This window comes from Paenacidovorax caeni (genome assembly GCF_001298675.1).
Lineage (GTDB): Bacteria > Pseudomonadota > Gammaproteobacteria > Burkholderiales > Burkholderiaceae_C > Paenacidovorax > Paenacidovorax caeni.
Map to the genome: position 1 here is coordinate 26,976 of NZ_CYIG01000018.1, position 13,798 is coordinate 40,773.

The window sequence follows — 13,798 nt, forward strand, 5'->3', positions numbered from 1 at the left end:
AAATCGAGCGGGTATGAAAAAGCAAAAAGCCGGACGGCAAGGCCCGAGGGCTTTGCGTCTGTCCGGCTCAGAGGATGGGAAGCGAGAGAGCCGAGGCTTAGATCTTGCCCACCAGGTCCAGCGAAGGCGTCAGGGTCTTGGCGCCTTCCTTCCACTTGGCGGGGCACACCTGGTCAGGATGCGCTGCCGTGAACTGGGCTGCCTTGAGCTTGCGCAGGGTTTCCGACACGTCACGGGCAATTTCGTTGGAATGGATTTCCAGGGTCTTGATCACGCCATCGGGGTTGATCACGAAGGTGCCGCGCAGTGCCAGGCCTTCTTCAGGGATGTGCACGCCGAAGGCGTTGGTCAGTTGGTGCGTCGGGTCGCCGACCAGGGGGAACTTGGCCTTGCCCACGGCGTCGGAGGTTTCGTGCCACACCTTGTGCGAGAAGTGCGTGTCGGTCGTGACGATGTACACCTCGGCGCCAGCCTTCTGGAACTCGGCGTAGTGCTCGGCGGCGTCTTCGATCTCGGTGGGGCAGTTGAAGGTGAAGGCAGCCGGCATGAAGATCAGCACGGACCACTTGCCCTTCAGGCTCTGCTCGGTCACTTCGATGAACTCACCCTTGCCGTTGCGGTTCACGAAAGCGGTGGTCTTGAACGGTTGCACTTGCGTATTGATCAGGGACATTGCAGTTTCCTTTCGGTTGGAGTCGAGTGATGACAGGGATGAAGTCTATCCCCATCACAACAATCAATCCAATCAATCTATTCGATGATACCAATTGCTATCGACTATCAAAATTCCCCCAACAGATACGAATACGTGTCAGGTTGACTATCAGCCCCACCAGCAAAGCAGGGCCTTGCACGCCACCGCCTTGCCCTGCCCTGGATGTGCCATGACAATCCCGCCATTCACACCACCGACACCAGGAGCCCCACGATGCAAGGCGATGCAAAGGCAATCACCCACCTGCAAGCCCAGCTCAAGAACGAGCTGACGGCCATCAACCAGTACTTCGTGCACTACCGCATGCTCAAGCACTGGGGCTTCGACAAGCTGGCCAAGAAGGAATACCAGGAATCCATCGGCGAGATGAAGCACGCCGACGCGCTGATGGACCGCATCTTCATGCTCGACGGCCTGCCTAATCTGCAGGATCTGGGCAAGCTGCAGATCGGCGAGGATGTGCCCGAGATCCTGGCCTGTGACCTGCGTGCCGAGCAAGGCGCGCAAGCCACCCTCAAGGAAGGCATTGCCCACTGCGAAGCGGTGCGCGACTACGTCTCGCGCGACCTGCTGCAGGAAATCCTCGAGGACACGGAGGAGCACATCGACTTCCTCGAAACCCAGATCGACCTGCTGGAAAAGGTCGGCCTGCAGAACTACCTCCAGTCGCAGATGGGCGAAGCCGGCGACTGAGCGCCCCACGCGCACATGTTTTCTGCGGGCCACGGCCCGCTTTTTTGCGCCCGCGCAGGCTGCCTGCCCCGGGTTCCCTGCCGCCTGCAGCAGCTTGACCGCGTGGCCTCGCACGGCCCGCCCGCCCAGGTGGGTGCGAAGCGACAGCCTTACACGGCGCCGTACAGCCCCTGCAGCCAAGCCACCGTGTGGGCCAGTTCGGCCGGGCGGATTTCATGGGCGCTGGCGAACTCCTCGTACGCCAAGTGCAGCGGCAGCGCTTGCACCTGGCGGCGGATGGACTGCGCCGCAGCCAGGGGGATCACGTTGTCGTGCGTGCCATGGCTGACCCACAGGTGCTTGCCATGGAAGGCATCGGGTGCGGCAATGAGGGGCACGATCTGCGGCAGCAACCGGCTGTGCCACACCACGGCGGCGCGCATCAGCTCGGGGCGCGAGAGCAGCAGCGAAAGCGCCATGATGCCGCCCTGGCTGAAGCCGCCCACCACCACATGCTCAGGTGCAACGCCCAATTGGCTGGCAGCCGAGGGCAAGGCCTGCGCCAGCAAGGCGCGGCTTTGCGCCTCCTGCGCTTCGTTGATGGTGCGTTCCCCGTTGGGCTCGATGGAGAAATCAAACCATGCGAATGCGCCCGGCCCCATGCGGAACGGCGCGCGCAGGCTGAGCATGTGGAACGCCTCGGGAATCTGCGGCGCCAGGCCATACAGGTCGTGCTCGTTGCTGCCCACGCCGTGCATCAGCACGAGCAGCCAGGGATGGCGCACCGCCGGATTTGCGGGACGGTGCTGGAAGGTGAATGGCAAGTCCAGCATGGTGGAGGCTCCTGGTAAAGCGGCGGCGGCGGCGCCGGCACGCCACGTCAAACGGCAGCGTCAAGCGTGAAGCTGTCCATGGCAAGCATGCCATACATCACCTCGCGGCTCAGGTAGTCGGCCTGCCAGGCCTCGCCTGCCGCGCCCAAAGCGAAGAACAGCGGCAGGAAATGCTCCTCCGTCGGGTGGGCACGCTGTGCATGCGGGGCCTGGCGACGGTAGTCCAGTAGCGCGGGCAGGTCCTGCCGCTGGATGGCGTCTTCCACCCAGCGGCTGAATGCTTGCACATACGGCGCAGGCGCTTGCTCGCCGCCGCCGAACTCGTACAGGTTGTGCGTCATGCTGCCCGAACCCGCTACCAGCACCCCCTGGGCGCGCAATCCCCGCAACGCAGCGCCCATGGCATAGGCCTGCGCTGGCCCGGCGGCAACGGGCAACGCCACCTGCACCACAGGCACATCGGCCGCAGGAAAAAGGTGCATGAGCGGCACCCACGCGCCATGGTCGAATGGGCGTTGCGCGTTGCCCCGCGCCTCCAGCCCCGCCGCGCGCAGCTCGGCTAGCACCTCCCCGGCCAATGCGGGCGCGCCAGGTGCCGGGTAGCGCAAAGCGTACAGCGCAGGCGGGAAGCCGCCAAAGTCATGCCAGGTCGCTGGCGCGGAACCTTCCATAACCTCGATGGAAGGTGCCATCCAGTGCGGCGACAGGATGACCACGCCACGCAGGTCCGGAAAGCGCGCACGCAGCGCCTGCCCCCAGTGGGTGAGTGCAGGCCCCGTCTCCCCGGCCTCGATGGCAAACAGCGGCGCCCCATGCGAGACAAACAGCGCCGGCAGTGGTGGCGATGCAGAGGTGGCGGACGCAGTGGCAGCGGGAACGGTAACGGGCAAGACGGCAGACATGGCGAAACTCCTTGGAGCCATGACTGTAGGCCTCCATCCGCCCCGCACCAAGCCACCGCGGCGGGATTGAGCATTGCGCAAAACGCAGCAATCACACGCTTTTTTAGTCCGATTCGACCTGCCCACGCAACACTTTCACGGCACCACGCAAGCGTTTGCTCTCGCGCCGTCGCTGTTGTGACGCCAGGGTGGGCCGCGTGGCACGGCGCGCGCGCGGCGGTGTGGCCACGCTGTTGACCAGGGCCAGCAGGCGGGCCCAGGCATCGGCCCGGTTCAGCTCCTGGGTGCGGTACTGCTGGGCCTTGATGATGAGCACGCCGTCTTGGGTAATGCGCCCATCGCGCAGGGCCAGCAAGCGCTGCTGCACCGCCAGTGGCAGCGACGACGCCGTAATGTCGAAGCGCAGGTGCACAGCGCTCGACACCTTGTTCACGTTCTGTCCGCCGGCGCCCTGAGCGCGCATGGCGGTGATTTGCACCTCATGCGCCAGCACCTGCAAGGGAGGCTGTGAACCCATGTCTGGCTCCTCTCAGGCCGTATTTACGTCAGCGCAACGCCTCGCGCAGCGCTGCATGGAAAGCACCGGGCTGCTCATACTGCACCCAATGGCCACAGCCCGGCACCAGCGCCATGCCCACAAACGGCGCACCCGTGGCACGAAAAGCCCCCTCCAGCGCGCTGATCCAACGCTTGTACAGCGCATCGCTGGCGCCGTAGATGGCATGCACCGGACAGCGCACCTGCGGCAGCGAACGCGCCAGGATGTCGGTGTGCGCCAGGCGCCGACGCGGCAGGCGGTCACGCGCCACGTTGTGGATGTGCAGTGCCAGCGTGGCATCGTCGATGTGGGCAGGGTCTGACAGCATGAGCGCCGCCAGGTTGTAGCGGTGCGCCTGCAGCTGCTCTTCCTGCGTGGACAGGTGGCGCCAGCCCTTGAGCGTGAACTGGCGCTCGGGCACCACGCCCATGGCCGGCGCGCCCACCAGCACCAGGCGCTGCACCGCCTCGGGGTATGCAGCCGCCAGCAGGCCAGCTACCATGCCGCCGAACGAAAAACCCACCAAATCGCACGGCTGGGCGCCCAGCAGGGACTGCAGCCCGGCATGCAGAGGAGCGACCATGGCGTCGGCATCGTGCCCGCCAGGCGGCGGGGCCGAATCGCCAAACCCCGGCAAATCAGGCACCCACAGCTCGCGGCCCTCGGCCAGCAGCGTGTCGATATTGCGCAGCCAGTGCGTCCAGCTACCGCTTCCGCCATGCAACAGCACCAGCGGCGCCACGCCAGCGCGCGGCACGCCCCAGGCGTGCCAGACGATTTCGCCCGTCGCCATGGGCGTCGTGAGGCGCCGCGCCTGCGCCTGCAGACGCGCCACGTCCGCAGGCAGCGTTACCACTGGGCAATGGCGTCGATCGCCAGGCCATAGCCAGCCACACCCAAGCCGCAGATCACGGCGCGGGCGACGGCAGAGATATAGGAATGGTGGCGAAAGGCCTCGCGTGCATGCACGTTGCTGATGTGCAGTTCAATCAACGGCACGCCCGTGCCCTTGATGGCGTCGAGCAGCGCCACGCTGGTGTGCGTGTAGGCACCGGCGTTAAGCACCACGCCCGCCAGCTCACCCTGGGCATGCAGGCGGCCGGCCTCATGCAGCCAGTCGACCAAATCGCCCTCGTGGTTGCTCTGGCGAAACTGCAGCACCAGCCCGTGGCGCGCACAGGCCTGCAGGCACAGGGCCTCGACGTCGGCCAGCGTGTGCGCCCCGTACACAGCGGGCTCGCGCGTGCCCAGCAGGTTCAGGTTAGGGCCGTTGAGAACAGAAACATTTTTCACGAGAGAGCGCTCCGGGCATGCACAAAACCTCGAAATTATGCGATGCCTGGGTTCCATGCGCAGAGGTCGGTGGCCCGCCACACGCCATTGGCACAGCGCCATGCGGTCCTTTCACGGAGCGAGCCAATACGCTACAGACCATCCCATCTAAAATTGGGCATGGGCACGCGCTGCCCGCTTCTTTCTCCATAGCACCAAGGCCCGCAGGGGCCTTTTCGCTTTTTCACGCCCCCCATGACCACGACCACCCCGCCCGACATCACCGTTCTGCCCGAACTGCTGGCCTACATCGACCCCCTGACCCCTGAAGAAAATGAAGCACTCGAGCGCAGCATCCTGGCAGAAGGCTGTCGCGACGCGCTGGTGCTGTGGGGCAACATCCTGGTGGACGGGCACAACCGCTATCGCATCTGCACCCAGCACGGCCTGCCCTTCCAGACGGTACAAAACACGCGCTTTCATAACATGGAGGACGTGCACCTGTGGATGATCGACCAGCACCTGGGACGGCGCAGCGTGTCAGAGTTCCAGCGCGGTGTGCTGGCACTGCGCAAGCGCGAGATCATCGCCAGCCGCCGCGCGGCGGCGGCCGCTGCCGTGGTGGCCGCGCGCGCGGAGGCCTCCCAGGCGCCCGACGCCCAGGCCCCCTGGGAAGGTGACACCGACCCCGTGGTGGCCCAGGCGCTGGCCAGCGTGCCCAAGGTGCCCGACGATGCGCTGGACACGCGCGAAGCCCTGGCGCGCGCCGCACGCCTCACGGCCAGCCAGGTGAAGATGATCGAGACCATCCACCAGAACGCCGCGCCCGAGGTGGTGGCCGCCGTGAAGTCGGGCGAGCTGTCACTCAACGCCGCAGCCGTTGTGGCTACGCTACCTGTGGAGGAACAGAAAACCGTGGCCGCCGGAGGTGCGCAGGAACTCAAACAGGCCGCCCGCCGCGTGCGTGACGCCAAAAAGAAACCCAAGAGCGAGGCCTCGCCCAGTGCCACGGCACCGGACGAAAGCACCGCGCCGCCCGCCTCGGCCGAGGAGCTGCGCCAGCGCGTGACCGAACTGGAAGCCGAGAACGAGCGCCTACGCCAGCAGGTCAAGGCGCTGCAAGATCTGCTGGCCGAGCAGGGCTGAACGGCACCACCTCAAGATCGCGAGAAAAGTGCCGATAAAACGACACAAATCCACCGATTAAGAGGAGTCAAGCCATGGTATCTGCACCCACACTGAACGCCACGCAACCCGCCCAAGCCCAGGCCGGTAACGCAGCTGCGGCGCAGGCCACGCCCCTGGATGAAGCGCGCAAAGCCACCGCCAACACGCCGGAGGGGCAGCGCACCCAGCTCAACACGCAGATCCTGCAGGCTTCGATGGACGTATCCATCAAGGCGGGCGACGACTCCATGGCCTTGCTCTACCGCACGGCCATTGACCGCATCAACGAACTGCTCGCGCCCGAGTTCGGACCTGACGCGCTGCAGGCAGCCCTGCAGCAGGACAACAGCGCCGAGGCCACTGCCGGGCGCATCTTGGCGGCGGCCACAGGCTTTTTCGACGCCTACGCCGCGCGCTACCCCGACAAGGACGCCGAGACCGTGCTGCGCGACTTTGTCGATCTGGTGCGCGGTGGCTTCGAGAAGGGCTATGGCGAGGCGAGCGACATCCTCAAGGGGCTGGGCGTGCTCGACGAAGGCAGCGACGTGGCAGCGGGCATTCAGAAGACCTTCGACTTGGTGCAAAAGGGCTTTGACGATTTCCTGGCCACCAAGCTGGCCGCGCTCCAGCCCAAGGATGAAACACAAGCCCCTGCGGAGGATGCGAGTGCCACCCTGCCCCCGCAGGCCGCCCCCCAAGCGGCTGCAGCCACGGCATCGTGACCAGGCTTTAAGCCGGTTTTGATGAAAATGGCTCCCAGCGCCCACTCAGCAAGCGCTAGAAGCTATTAAAAGAAGAGCATGCGCAGGGCTGGTGGAGGTTCCCTACAATCCCCATCACCCCTCTTCTTGCCCAGCCTCCAAGCCATGCCGTCAGCTTCCTCCCCCATTGGTGTGTTCGATAGTGGCGTGGGCGGGCTGAGCGTGCTGCAAGCGCTGCGTGCCGAGCTGCCGCAAGAGCGCTTCGTCTACCTGGCAGACAACGGCTACGCCCCTTACGGTGAGCGCGGCGACGCTTTCGTGGCGGCGCGCACCCAGGCCATCACCGCCTACCTGCGCAACGTGCACGGCATCAAAGCCCTGGTGGTGGCCTGCAACACCGCCACGGCTGCCGCCATCGATCAGGTACGCGCCGAGCACCCCACCCTGCCACTCGTGGGCGTGGAGCCTGCGCTAAAGCCCGCCGTAGCTGCCACCCGGACGGGCCATATTGGCGTCATCGGCACCCGTGGCACGCTCTCCAGCGCACGGTTCGCGCGCCTGCAGGCTTCGCTGCCCGGGTCGGTGCAGTGGGTCGTGCAGCCGTGCGACGGACTGGCCTACGCGATCGAACGCGCGGCCCTGGGCGGAGACGCGAACAGTGCCAGCGCCGAGGTGCAGGCGCTGTGCGCACGCTACCTCCAGGCCATGGGCCCGTTTGGCAACGCCAACGGCTGCATCGACACCCTGGTACTGGGCTGCACACACTACATCTTCGCGCAAGAGGTACTGCGCACCCTGGTAGGCCCTGGCGTCCAGCTGATCGAAACCGGCCAACCCGTGGCACGCCAGACTCGGCGCCTGCTGCAAGGCGCCGGCTTGCTGGCAAGCCAGGACCCATCGCTGACCAGCGATGCGGCGCTGCACCTGCTGACCACGGGCGACCTGGCGCTGCTGCGCACTGCTGCCGCACGCTGGCTGCAGCTACCCGCAAACTGCTGCAGTGCCGCAGAAGTGCCCGCGCCCGCTCACGCCTAAGTGCTGGCGGCACCCCACAACGGCTCGCCCTGGTGCTCCAGGTGCGTCAGGTACAGGCGTACGTCAAACTCAACTTGGTGGTAGTCGGGCGCCATGTGCTCGCACAGCTGGTAAAACGCTTTGTTGTGCTCACGCTCGCGCAAATGGGCCAATTCATGGACCACGATCATGCGCAAGAACGCCTCGGGTACCTGCTTGAAAAGCGCGGCGATGCGAATCTCGTGGCGCGCGGCCAGGCGCCCTCCTTGGACCTGGCTGCGGCTGGTGTGCAGTCCCAGCGCATGGCGCACGATATGGATCTTGCTGTCAAACAACACCTTGTTGACCGCATCGGCATTGCGCAGGTGCCGGGCCCGCAGTCCAGCGGCATATTGGTAGAGCGCCTTGTCGGTGCGCACAGCATGGGCCTGGGGGTACTTTTGCAGTAGCCAGGCGCCGGTTCCTTGGCGTGCCAGCAAGGCCTGCACCTGCCGCTGCAGAGTCAGGGGATAGGCTTGCAGGTAAGGCAGCGGTGCGCCCACCGCCGCGCCCGCCTGCGCTACGCGGCCCGTCATGGCCGCCGCACTCAGTGCAAGTGCCGTGGCCGGCGGCCACCGCTGCCACCGCCATGGCCCGGCGCGCCACCGCCGCCGCGCGGCGGCTTGCCGATCTCGAGCGAACTGACGAGCGCATCGAAGCGCTGGCTGAACAGCCGATCGATCTCGGCCACGACGCCACCCAGTTCGGAGCCGTCGAAATGGCGCTCCATCAGGTTGACCACGTCTTGGACCAAAAGGTCGCGCTGTACTTGCATGATCGCCGCAGGCGTTGGCCCGACGAAGAGCATCAGGAAGTCGTCGCGCGATTCGGCGTCTTCCGGCGCTTCGTCCTCGTCGAACTCCACGTCATAGAAGGTCACTTCGATGGCTGCGCCCGCTTCAGCCAGCTCATTGAGACTCATGCACATCTCATCCAGCGACTGGCGAAAGTCCTCGTCGCCCACGACGGTCCAGCACATGCGCAGCAGATTGGCCTTGCCGTCGTATTCGATCCCGGGCTCTTCCTCATAAGCGCTGGCCGCGCCATCGGCCAAGGAACGCGCACCCGCGTATTTCCACAGTGGCTTAAGCGCTTCTTGCAGCTGCTCGAAGCGCGTGCCCGGACGCAGCGGCACTTGGCCGTGCACATGGATTTCAAAGGGAGCGTTGTAACTTGACATGTTCGAATCTGGATGGTGCCCCGAGCCGGGGTCGGAAACCCGCATGAAATGGAGCTTTTCCGGAAAAATTGGGGGCAAGTTGCGGGGATTTTTTATCCCGCGATGGCATCGATTCTCGCACGCACTGCAGGAAGGCGCCCCCACACACCTACGTACTGCTTGCCACAGTGTTACCCACCTTGCTTTGTTGGAAATTCCGCCAGGCGCTCACGGCGCCGTGCAAGCCACCAGCGCAGCACGCAGCTGCAGCTCGTAGCCCTCGCGCCGGTCGATCTCGGCCAGGGCGGACTGCAGCAGCGTCCACGGCGCAACGCCTGGCGCCAGGGCTTCGGTGGGCATGGCCGGGCGGTCTGGCACGGGCTCGGTGCAGGCTACCGGGACGGGCACATGCACACGCGTGTACACGGGGGCGCCAGCGCAGCCCGCGCCCAGCAGGGCGATGGCAAGCAGCGGCACAAGCCGCAGGCGCGCATGTGTTTTGATGGCCACGGTCATTGCGCCCTCCCCTGCAGCCACTTGTCGCCCAGGGCCTGCATGCTGGCGCACGTGTCGGCCGGGTTGCTGGGGGCCTGGCGCAGGGTGTGGTCGGCCCTGGCGGCGAGGTCTTGGGCGGCGCTGGCTGCTGCCCGGCGCGCGGGCGCTGCGGCCTGGGCGCGCTTGTTGGCCTGCTCGCGCAGATCCTCGACGGCGTCGCTGCACGCGGATGCATCGCTGAGCGCCTGGTCGCGTTGCAGTCGCGCGGCCGTGGCCGCGTCGCGCTGGCCCAGCCAGCTCCAGCCCAGCGCGGCGTTGGCCGCGAGGCTGGCCACCAGGGCGTAGGTCAAGGTTCGCGCTGCCATTACGTCCCCTGAATGCCCAGCACCGTGCCTTTGTCGGTGATGGTGATGACGCGGTTGGACTGCGACGCGGGCACGCGTGTGCTGACGTGCACCCAGGCCTTTTTGCCGATGCGCTCGTAGATGAGCTGGCCGATGCCAAGCACCGAGACCTTGGGCGCCAGCGCGCGGGCAATCTGCAGGGGCGTGCCGTAGCCGGGTGCCACGATGTCGGCGGCCTGGCCGGTGGTGTGGTCGCTGGACGTGACGCCGCCCACGGCCGCGTTGAGCGCGCGGCAGCGGTAGCCGCTGGTGACGGTGACGGGCACGCCGCCCAGGGTGGCGCGGATGCGCTCCAGCACCTCGGCGGTGGCGCGCAGGCGGGCAACGGCCTCGGGCGTGGGCGTGTTGTCGATGCCCAGCTCGCGGGCCTTGGCGCTGGCCACCAGTTCGGCCAGGGTGAAGTGTTCGGTGAGTTGCATGGCTATCCCTCTTTGACGCGGGTGCGGACGATGAGAACGACAAAGCCCAGGGCCAGGCACACGTCCTGCACGGTGGGGCCTTGCAGCGGCATGAGCAGCGCGAGCAGCTCTGTGGTGCTGGGGGGCATGGGCAGGTAGCGCCACAGGGGGGCCACCAGGGCACCCGCGCCGCCAAGGGCGAGCAGCAGCCAGGCCAGGGCCTTGAGCCACTCGGTGACGCGCTCGCGCAGGCCCAGGCCGGGGCGGCACGGCGCGGTGCGCTCCAGCTTGTTGAGAGCCTCGGCCAGTACGACCAGGCCCGCGAGCACGTGGATGGTTTGCAGCGTGGTCATGGCATGCCCTCCCCTGTTTGCGGTACGCCGGAGACGCGGCGGATGGCGGCCATGAGCACCTGCTGGGCGCCGCCGCCCACGGCGAATGCGCCACCCAGCAGCAGCGACTCGGGCACCGAGGCCAGAAGCAGCGCCAGGGGCGTGAGGTAGCCCGCCGTGAGGCTGGATGCAAAGGCAACGGCCATGCGCCGCAGCGTAGTGCGCACCAGCTGCTGCCAGGTGTCGCCCGTGGCGGGCACGCTGTTGAGCAGGATGATGGCCACGAGCGAGCCCGCGAAGCCTGCGATGAGCAGGTCAGCCCGCAGGCCCAGTGGCACGCCAAAGGCCGAGAGCGCCGTGGTGGCCGTGGCGCCCACGGCGAGCGTGGCCACGCCTGCGGCGGTGGATGTGGGCTCAGGCATTGGCCCCCCCTTCAGAACAAAAAAAAACCCGCTGGTCGGGCGGGCTGGTGGAGGAGTGCGGGGGCGGCATGGCTATGTGCCCCGGGATTTGTCGCAATGCCCGGGGTCGAGCGCATCGAGCAGCCTGCACAGCAGGCACCCCCAGCGGCGGCCGCCGTCGCGTGCGCGGGCGGCGCGGCTGGAGATGGTTTCGTCCTCATGTCCGTTGGCGGCCACGTTGACCAGTTGGTCAAAGCCCACAGCGATGCGCCAGGCCTTGCCGGGGTTGGCCAGGATCGACCACAGGTAGCGCGCCAGCGCCACCAGCGGCGCCAGGGCCAGCACGGGCAGCAGCGCGAGCAGCGCCAGGCGGGAGCCGGTCATGGCCGCTCGCCCTCTTGCACGGGCGCGGTGATGATGGCCTGCACGTCCACCTCGTGGCCCGCTTGCTGCAGCAGTGCGATGCCTGCGGGCAGATCCGGGCTGTCGAGGTCGATGTACTTGCGCACGCTCGCATCCTTGACCACGGCCGCCACGGTGGGCGTGGCATCGGCCAGGATGCCCCACTTCGCCGGGCCAAAGCGGTCAAAAAATGCACCCACGCTGATGTGGCGCGGCGCTGCGGCAGGCGCAACCGGCGCATGGACGAATACCGGCTGGCCTGCTGCAGCGCTCGCCTCGCGGTCATAGCGCTGGCCGAGCAGCTCCTCGCGCAGGCTGTCGACCTCCACCAACTGAGGGCCGTCGATACGCGAGGGGGATTGCGCAACGGCAATTACCGTATCTGCCACGTCCAGATGCGCGTAATAGATTACAGGGGATTTTTCTTGGATCGTTTGCATTTTTATTTCTTCGGAGTTGATCACGATGGGTAATATTCCGTAAGCTCCCAGGAAATGACTGTTGGATATGTTGGTGATCCGCTAGTTTTAAAAAATATTGAACTACCTCCATTGGTTAAAGAGATGTATCCGATGGGAGCGGGATTGCTATTGATACTACCCTCCACCCCGCCAAGCAATCGCAATTCAGTGAAATTCGGGTCTACGGGCGTTATTGGCAGCGTGGTTCCGCCGGTTGTGGTAATTGATGCAATACCCCGCTGTATCGCCTTAATACCGCCAACACCGAGTATTTGAGATGCAAGTGGCATGGTTTATATCCATCCTTTTCCATTGCCAGAGTTTCCAGAATTGACCAGTTGAAATTTCAGGCGCGGCACGTTGAGCCGCATTGGCCCGGACTGGCCGCGAATCTTTCCATCTCCAGGATCGACAATCGCCTCCGAGGACATGGACAAGTCCGTGATTAATACGGTGTCGCGCAGGCCCCCAGGAAACGGCAGAAAGAGCGTGGCTGGCGCAAGGAATACGTAATGCATACCCGGCCTGGCCACGGTATCCGCCGTCACGAAAACAATAGGGGGGGACAGTGCTGCACCGATCAGCCACCAGAATTCCTGCGCCAAATCGTCAGCCGGATCAACACCGCTATTCACATTCCTGGCCCGGTACACCTGCCCATTACTCGGAGACCAGACCACGGCGCCACTGCCGTAAAACATGGGGTGCGGTTGCCACATTTGCGCCCCCACGGCTTGGGCGGCCGTCGAGGCGAGAATGGCCGTTTGCGCTTCGATGGCTGCTGCGGCACTGGCTGCCTCATTCGCACTGGTAGCGCTATCACGCGCATCAAGGGCGTTTTGATAAGTCGCCTCGGAAATCGCATTCACCTGCTCGCGGTGCGGCGTGAGCGCCGCGACGTGCGCGTCGGCGTGCGCGTCGAATTCAGGGTCTCCGATGTACGGCGCAACAGGCAGTGGCGCAATCGGCACGGGGACAATAATCGTCATAGGCTCTCCAGTTCAATATCTCCAGTGGCCTCATGCACGTTGGAGGGGTCGAGCGGCATGCGCCGGTAAATGCCGAACACGGACAAGGGCTCGGCGTAGCCGTCCGAGGTGTCGCCATCGAGTGCGGCCCACAGCGCGGGCACGGCGTCGAGCTGCTGGCGCACGCGCAGGTACTTCACGGCGTTGTCCTTGGGCATCACGACGCGCACGCGCAGGGTGGGCGCGCTCTTGATGGGGTCCAGCGTGATGCCGCCCCAGCGGTCGCGGTCCATGTTCGAGAAGTTGAGCGCGTCGTTGCGCGGCGTCCAGGCCGCATGGCCCAGCCAGGTGCTCATGCCCACGGCGGCCTGTTCCACGCGCACCGGGCCACCGGCGCGCGTGAGCGTGACGGTGATCTGCGCGCCGGAGTACGGCGGCAGGTCGTGCAGCACCACCGAGGGTTCGGTGTACTGGCCGCCGAAGTAGTAGTCCGACCACGTGCGCGAGCGCCGCGCGATCAGGCTTTTTTCCACGCGCCGCACCTCGGCGCCGTTGACCGTGATGACGACGGTGACGTGGTGCGCATCGACGCCGCGCAGGAAGAACGCATTGAAGCGCCGCATGGGCGCCAACGTGAAGGTGAGCGGCGAGGCCGTTACGCTGGCCGCGTTGCTCAGGTGGCGGAACATTTCCCAGCGGTTGGTGTGGCCCAGCAACTGCCAGTACTGCGGGTACACCGAGGGCGGCTGCTGCGTGGGCGCCAGGCACTTGTAGCGCAGTTGCGTTTCGGGCACGGCGAGGATCTCGCCCTCGGCCCATACGCGTGCTTCCCAGGGCTTTTCGCCGGTGCTGGCGTCAACCTCGGGGATGCTGCACGCCAGCAGGTGCGCAGGCGCCAGGGCGTGGGGTGGGATAACGATCACGA

General features: G+C 65.9%; 21 protein-coding genes. 4 read left to right on the forward strand and 17 right to left on the reverse strand.

All coding sequences use genetic code 11. The features are described 5' to 3' along the window. Positions 1-97: 97 nt before the first annotated feature. Positions 98-673, reverse strand: a complete 576-nt coding sequence (gene ahpC / locus BN2503_RS09475; RefSeq protein ID WP_054256412.1) for an alkyl hydroperoxide reductase subunit C — start codon at positions 671-673, stop codon at positions 98-100. A gap of 255 nt (positions 674-928) precedes the next feature. Here ahpC and bfr point away from each other — a divergent pair, with 255 nt between their 5' ends. Continuing rightward, a complete protein-coding gene (gene bfr, locus BN2503_RS09480; RefSeq protein ID WP_054256464.1) occupies positions 929-1,408 on the forward strand; it encodes a bacterioferritin in 480 nt (159 codons plus the stop codon). Positions 1,409-1,557: 149 nt separating this feature from the next. Here bfr and BN2503_RS09485 read toward each other — a convergent pair whose 3' ends face one another. The 5 genes from BN2503_RS09485 to aroQ form a co-directional block, all read right to left on the reverse strand. Further along, a complete protein-coding gene (locus BN2503_RS09485) occupies positions 1,558-2,220 on the reverse strand; it encodes an alpha/beta hydrolase (protein ID WP_054256413.1) in 663 nt (220 codons plus the stop codon). A gap of 47 nt (positions 2,221-2,267) precedes the next feature. Continuing rightward, positions 2,268-3,122 carry a DODA-type extradiol aromatic ring-opening family dioxygenase gene (locus BN2503_RS09490; RefSeq protein ID WP_054256414.1) on the reverse strand — a complete coding sequence of 285 codons (855 nt, stop codon included), beginning with the start codon at positions 3,120-3,122 and terminating at the stop codon, positions 2,268-2,270. A gap of 103 nt (positions 3,123-3,225) precedes the next feature. Next, complete coding sequence (gene arfB / locus BN2503_RS09495; protein ID WP_054256415.1) at positions 3,226-3,639, reverse strand: alternative ribosome rescue aminoacyl-tRNA hydrolase ArfB; 414 nt, start codon at positions 3,637-3,639, stop codon at positions 3,226-3,228. 28 nt (positions 3,640-3,667) lie between these two features. After that, positions 3,668-4,453, reverse strand: coding sequence for an alpha/beta fold hydrolase (locus BN2503_RS09500; protein ID WP_082366551.1), 786 nt, complete (start codon positions 4,451-4,453; stop codon positions 3,668-3,670). A 56-nt stretch (positions 4,454-4,509) separates the two neighbouring features. Next, positions 4,510-5,010, reverse strand: a complete 501-nt coding sequence (gene aroQ, locus BN2503_RS09505; RefSeq protein WP_175537952.1) for a type II 3-dehydroquinate dehydratase — start codon at positions 5,008-5,010, stop codon at positions 4,510-4,512. A gap of 177 nt (positions 5,011-5,187) precedes the next feature. Here aroQ and BN2503_RS09510 point away from each other — a divergent pair, with 177 nt between their 5' ends. From BN2503_RS09510 to murI, 3 genes are all read left to right on the forward strand, one after another. Then, positions 5,188-6,078 (forward strand): hypothetical protein, encoded by an 891-nt coding sequence (locus BN2503_RS09510; RefSeq protein WP_054256418.1) that lies wholly within the window; start codon positions 5,188-5,190, stop codon positions 6,076-6,078. A 74-nt stretch (positions 6,079-6,152) separates the two neighbouring features. After that, positions 6,153-6,821, forward strand: a complete 669-nt coding sequence (locus BN2503_RS09515) for a DUF5610 domain-containing protein (RefSeq protein ID WP_054256419.1) — start codon at positions 6,153-6,155, stop codon at positions 6,819-6,821. A gap of 144 nt (positions 6,822-6,965) precedes the next feature. Beyond that, entirely contained in the window at positions 6,966-7,835 is an 870-nt protein-coding gene (murI, locus tag BN2503_RS09520) for a glutamate racemase (RefSeq protein WP_054256420.1), read from the forward strand. On the opposite strand, the gene BN2503_RS09525 is transcribed toward murI, so the two are convergent. The 11 genes from BN2503_RS09525 to BN2503_RS09575 all read right to left on the reverse strand — a co-directional run bounded on the left by BN2503_RS09525 (position 7,832) and on the right by BN2503_RS09575 (position 13,796). Next, complete coding sequence (locus BN2503_RS09525) at positions 7,832-8,389, reverse strand: M48 metallopeptidase family protein (protein WP_054256421.1); 558 nt, start codon at positions 8,387-8,389, stop codon at positions 7,832-7,834. The two genes, murI and BN2503_RS09525, sit on opposite strands and share 4 nt — an antisense overlap. An 11-nt stretch (positions 8,390-8,400) precedes the next feature. Then, positions 8,401-9,033, reverse strand: coding sequence for a DUF6806 family protein (locus BN2503_RS09530; protein WP_054256422.1), 633 nt, complete (start codon positions 9,031-9,033; stop codon positions 8,401-8,403). Positions 9,034-9,240: 207 nt separating this feature from the next. Continuing rightward, a complete protein-coding gene (locus BN2503_RS09535; protein WP_054256423.1) occupies positions 9,241-9,528 on the reverse strand; it encodes a hypothetical protein in 288 nt (95 codons plus the stop codon). Next, positions 9,525-9,872, reverse strand: a complete 348-nt coding sequence (locus tag BN2503_RS09540; RefSeq protein ID WP_054256424.1) for a hypothetical protein — start codon at positions 9,870-9,872, stop codon at positions 9,525-9,527. Before BN2503_RS09540 ends, BN2503_RS09535 begins: the two co-directional genes overlap by 4 nt. Beyond that, positions 9,872-10,330, reverse strand: coding sequence for a D-Ala-D-Ala carboxypeptidase family metallohydrolase (locus BN2503_RS09545; protein WP_054256425.1), 459 nt, complete (start codon positions 10,328-10,330; stop codon positions 9,872-9,874). The genes BN2503_RS09540 and BN2503_RS09545 overlap by 1 nt, the downstream gene beginning before the upstream one ends. A gap of 2 nt (positions 10,331-10,332) precedes the next feature. Beyond that, positions 10,333-10,662 carry a hypothetical protein gene (locus BN2503_RS09550; RefSeq protein WP_054256426.1) on the reverse strand — a complete coding sequence of 110 codons (330 nt, stop codon included), beginning with the start codon at positions 10,660-10,662 and terminating at the stop codon, positions 10,333-10,335. After that, the gene (locus tag BN2503_RS09555; RefSeq protein WP_054256427.1) at positions 10,659-11,063 is read right to left on the reverse strand and encodes a hypothetical protein; all 405 of its coding nucleotides are present in this window, start codon (positions 11,061-11,063) and stop codon (positions 10,659-10,661) included. Before BN2503_RS09555 ends, BN2503_RS09550 begins: the two co-directional genes overlap by 4 nt. Positions 11,064-11,135: 72 nt before the next feature. Continuing rightward, positions 11,136-11,426, reverse strand: coding sequence for a hypothetical protein (locus BN2503_RS09560; RefSeq protein WP_054256428.1), 291 nt, complete (start codon positions 11,424-11,426; stop codon positions 11,136-11,138). After that, a complete protein-coding gene (locus tag BN2503_RS09565) occupies positions 11,423-11,884 on the reverse strand; it encodes a hypothetical protein (protein ID WP_139235424.1) in 462 nt (153 codons plus the stop codon). The genes BN2503_RS09560 and BN2503_RS09565 overlap by 4 nt, the downstream gene beginning before the upstream one ends. A 314-nt stretch (positions 11,885-12,198) precedes the next feature. Next, the gene (locus BN2503_RS09570; RefSeq protein WP_054256430.1) at positions 12,199-12,894 is read right to left on the reverse strand and encodes a hypothetical protein; all 696 of its coding nucleotides are present in this window, start codon (positions 12,892-12,894) and stop codon (positions 12,199-12,201) included. Then, positions 12,891-13,796, reverse strand: coding sequence for a hypothetical protein (locus BN2503_RS09575; RefSeq protein WP_054256431.1), 906 nt, complete (start codon positions 13,794-13,796; stop codon positions 12,891-12,893). The genes BN2503_RS09570 and BN2503_RS09575 overlap by 4 nt, the downstream gene beginning before the upstream one ends. Between the last annotated feature and the right edge of the window lie 2 nt (positions 13,797-13,798).

Excerpts from the sequence above, each read along its gene's own strand:
- ahpC (WP_054256412.1), bottom strand. The coding sequence starts at position 673 with ATGTCCCTGATCAATACGCAAGTGCAACCGTTCAAGACCACCGCTTTC.
- bfr (WP_054256464.1), top strand. The coding sequence starts at position 929 with ATGCAAGGCGATGCAAAGGCAATCACCCACCTGCAAGCCCAGCTCAAG.
- BN2503_RS09485 (WP_054256413.1), bottom strand. The coding sequence starts at position 2,220 with ATGCTGGACTTGCCATTCACCTTCCAGCACCGTCCCGCAAATCCGGCG.
- BN2503_RS09490 (WP_054256414.1), bottom strand. The coding sequence starts at position 3,122 with ATGTCTGCCGTCTTGCCCGTTACCGTTCCCGCTGCCACTGCGTCCGCC.
- arfB (WP_054256415.1), bottom strand. The coding sequence starts at position 3,639 with ATGGGTTCACAGCCTCCCTTGCAGGTGCTGGCGCATGAGGTGCAAATC.
- BN2503_RS09500 (WP_082366551.1), bottom strand. The coding sequence starts at position 4,453 with ATGGCGACGGGCGAAATCGTCTGGCACGCCTGGGGCGTGCCGCGCGCT.
- aroQ (WP_175537952.1), bottom strand. The coding sequence starts at position 5,010 with ATGGAACCCAGGCATCGCATAATTTCGAGGTTTTGTGCATGCCCGGAG.
- BN2503_RS09510 (WP_054256418.1), top strand. The coding sequence starts at position 5,188 with ATGACCACGACCACCCCGCCCGACATCACCGTTCTGCCCGAACTGCTG.
- BN2503_RS09515 (WP_054256419.1), top strand. The coding sequence starts at position 6,153 with ATGGTATCTGCACCCACACTGAACGCCACGCAACCCGCCCAAGCCCAG.
- murI (WP_054256420.1), top strand. The coding sequence starts at position 6,966 with ATGCCGTCAGCTTCCTCCCCCATTGGTGTGTTCGATAGTGGCGTGGGC.
- BN2503_RS09525 (WP_054256421.1), bottom strand. The coding sequence starts at position 8,389 with ATGACGGGCCGCGTAGCGCAGGCGGGCGCGGCGGTGGGCGCACCGCTG.
- BN2503_RS09530 (WP_054256422.1), bottom strand. The coding sequence starts at position 9,033 with ATGTCAAGTTACAACGCTCCCTTTGAAATCCATGTGCACGGCCAAGTG.
- BN2503_RS09535 (WP_054256423.1), bottom strand. The coding sequence starts at position 9,528 with ATGACCGTGGCCATCAAAACACATGCGCGCCTGCGGCTTGTGCCGCTG.
- BN2503_RS09540 (WP_054256424.1), bottom strand. The coding sequence starts at position 9,872 with ATGGCAGCGCGAACCTTGACCTACGCCCTGGTGGCCAGCCTCGCGGCC.
- BN2503_RS09545 (WP_054256425.1), bottom strand. The coding sequence starts at position 10,330 with ATGCAACTCACCGAACACTTCACCCTGGCCGAACTGGTGGCCAGCGCC.
- BN2503_RS09550 (WP_054256426.1), bottom strand. The coding sequence starts at position 10,662 with ATGACCACGCTGCAAACCATCCACGTGCTCGCGGGCCTGGTCGTACTG.
- BN2503_RS09555 (WP_054256427.1), bottom strand. The coding sequence starts at position 11,063 with ATGCCTGAGCCCACATCCACCGCCGCAGGCGTGGCCACGCTCGCCGTG.
- BN2503_RS09560 (WP_054256428.1), bottom strand. The coding sequence starts at position 11,426 with ATGACCGGCTCCCGCCTGGCGCTGCTCGCGCTGCTGCCCGTGCTGGCC.
- BN2503_RS09565 (WP_139235424.1), bottom strand. The coding sequence starts at position 11,884 with ATGCAAACGATCCAAGAAAAATCCCCTGTAATCTATTACGCGCATCTG.
- BN2503_RS09570 (WP_054256430.1), bottom strand. The coding sequence starts at position 12,894 with ATGACGATTATTGTCCCCGTGCCGATTGCGCCACTGCCTGTTGCGCCG.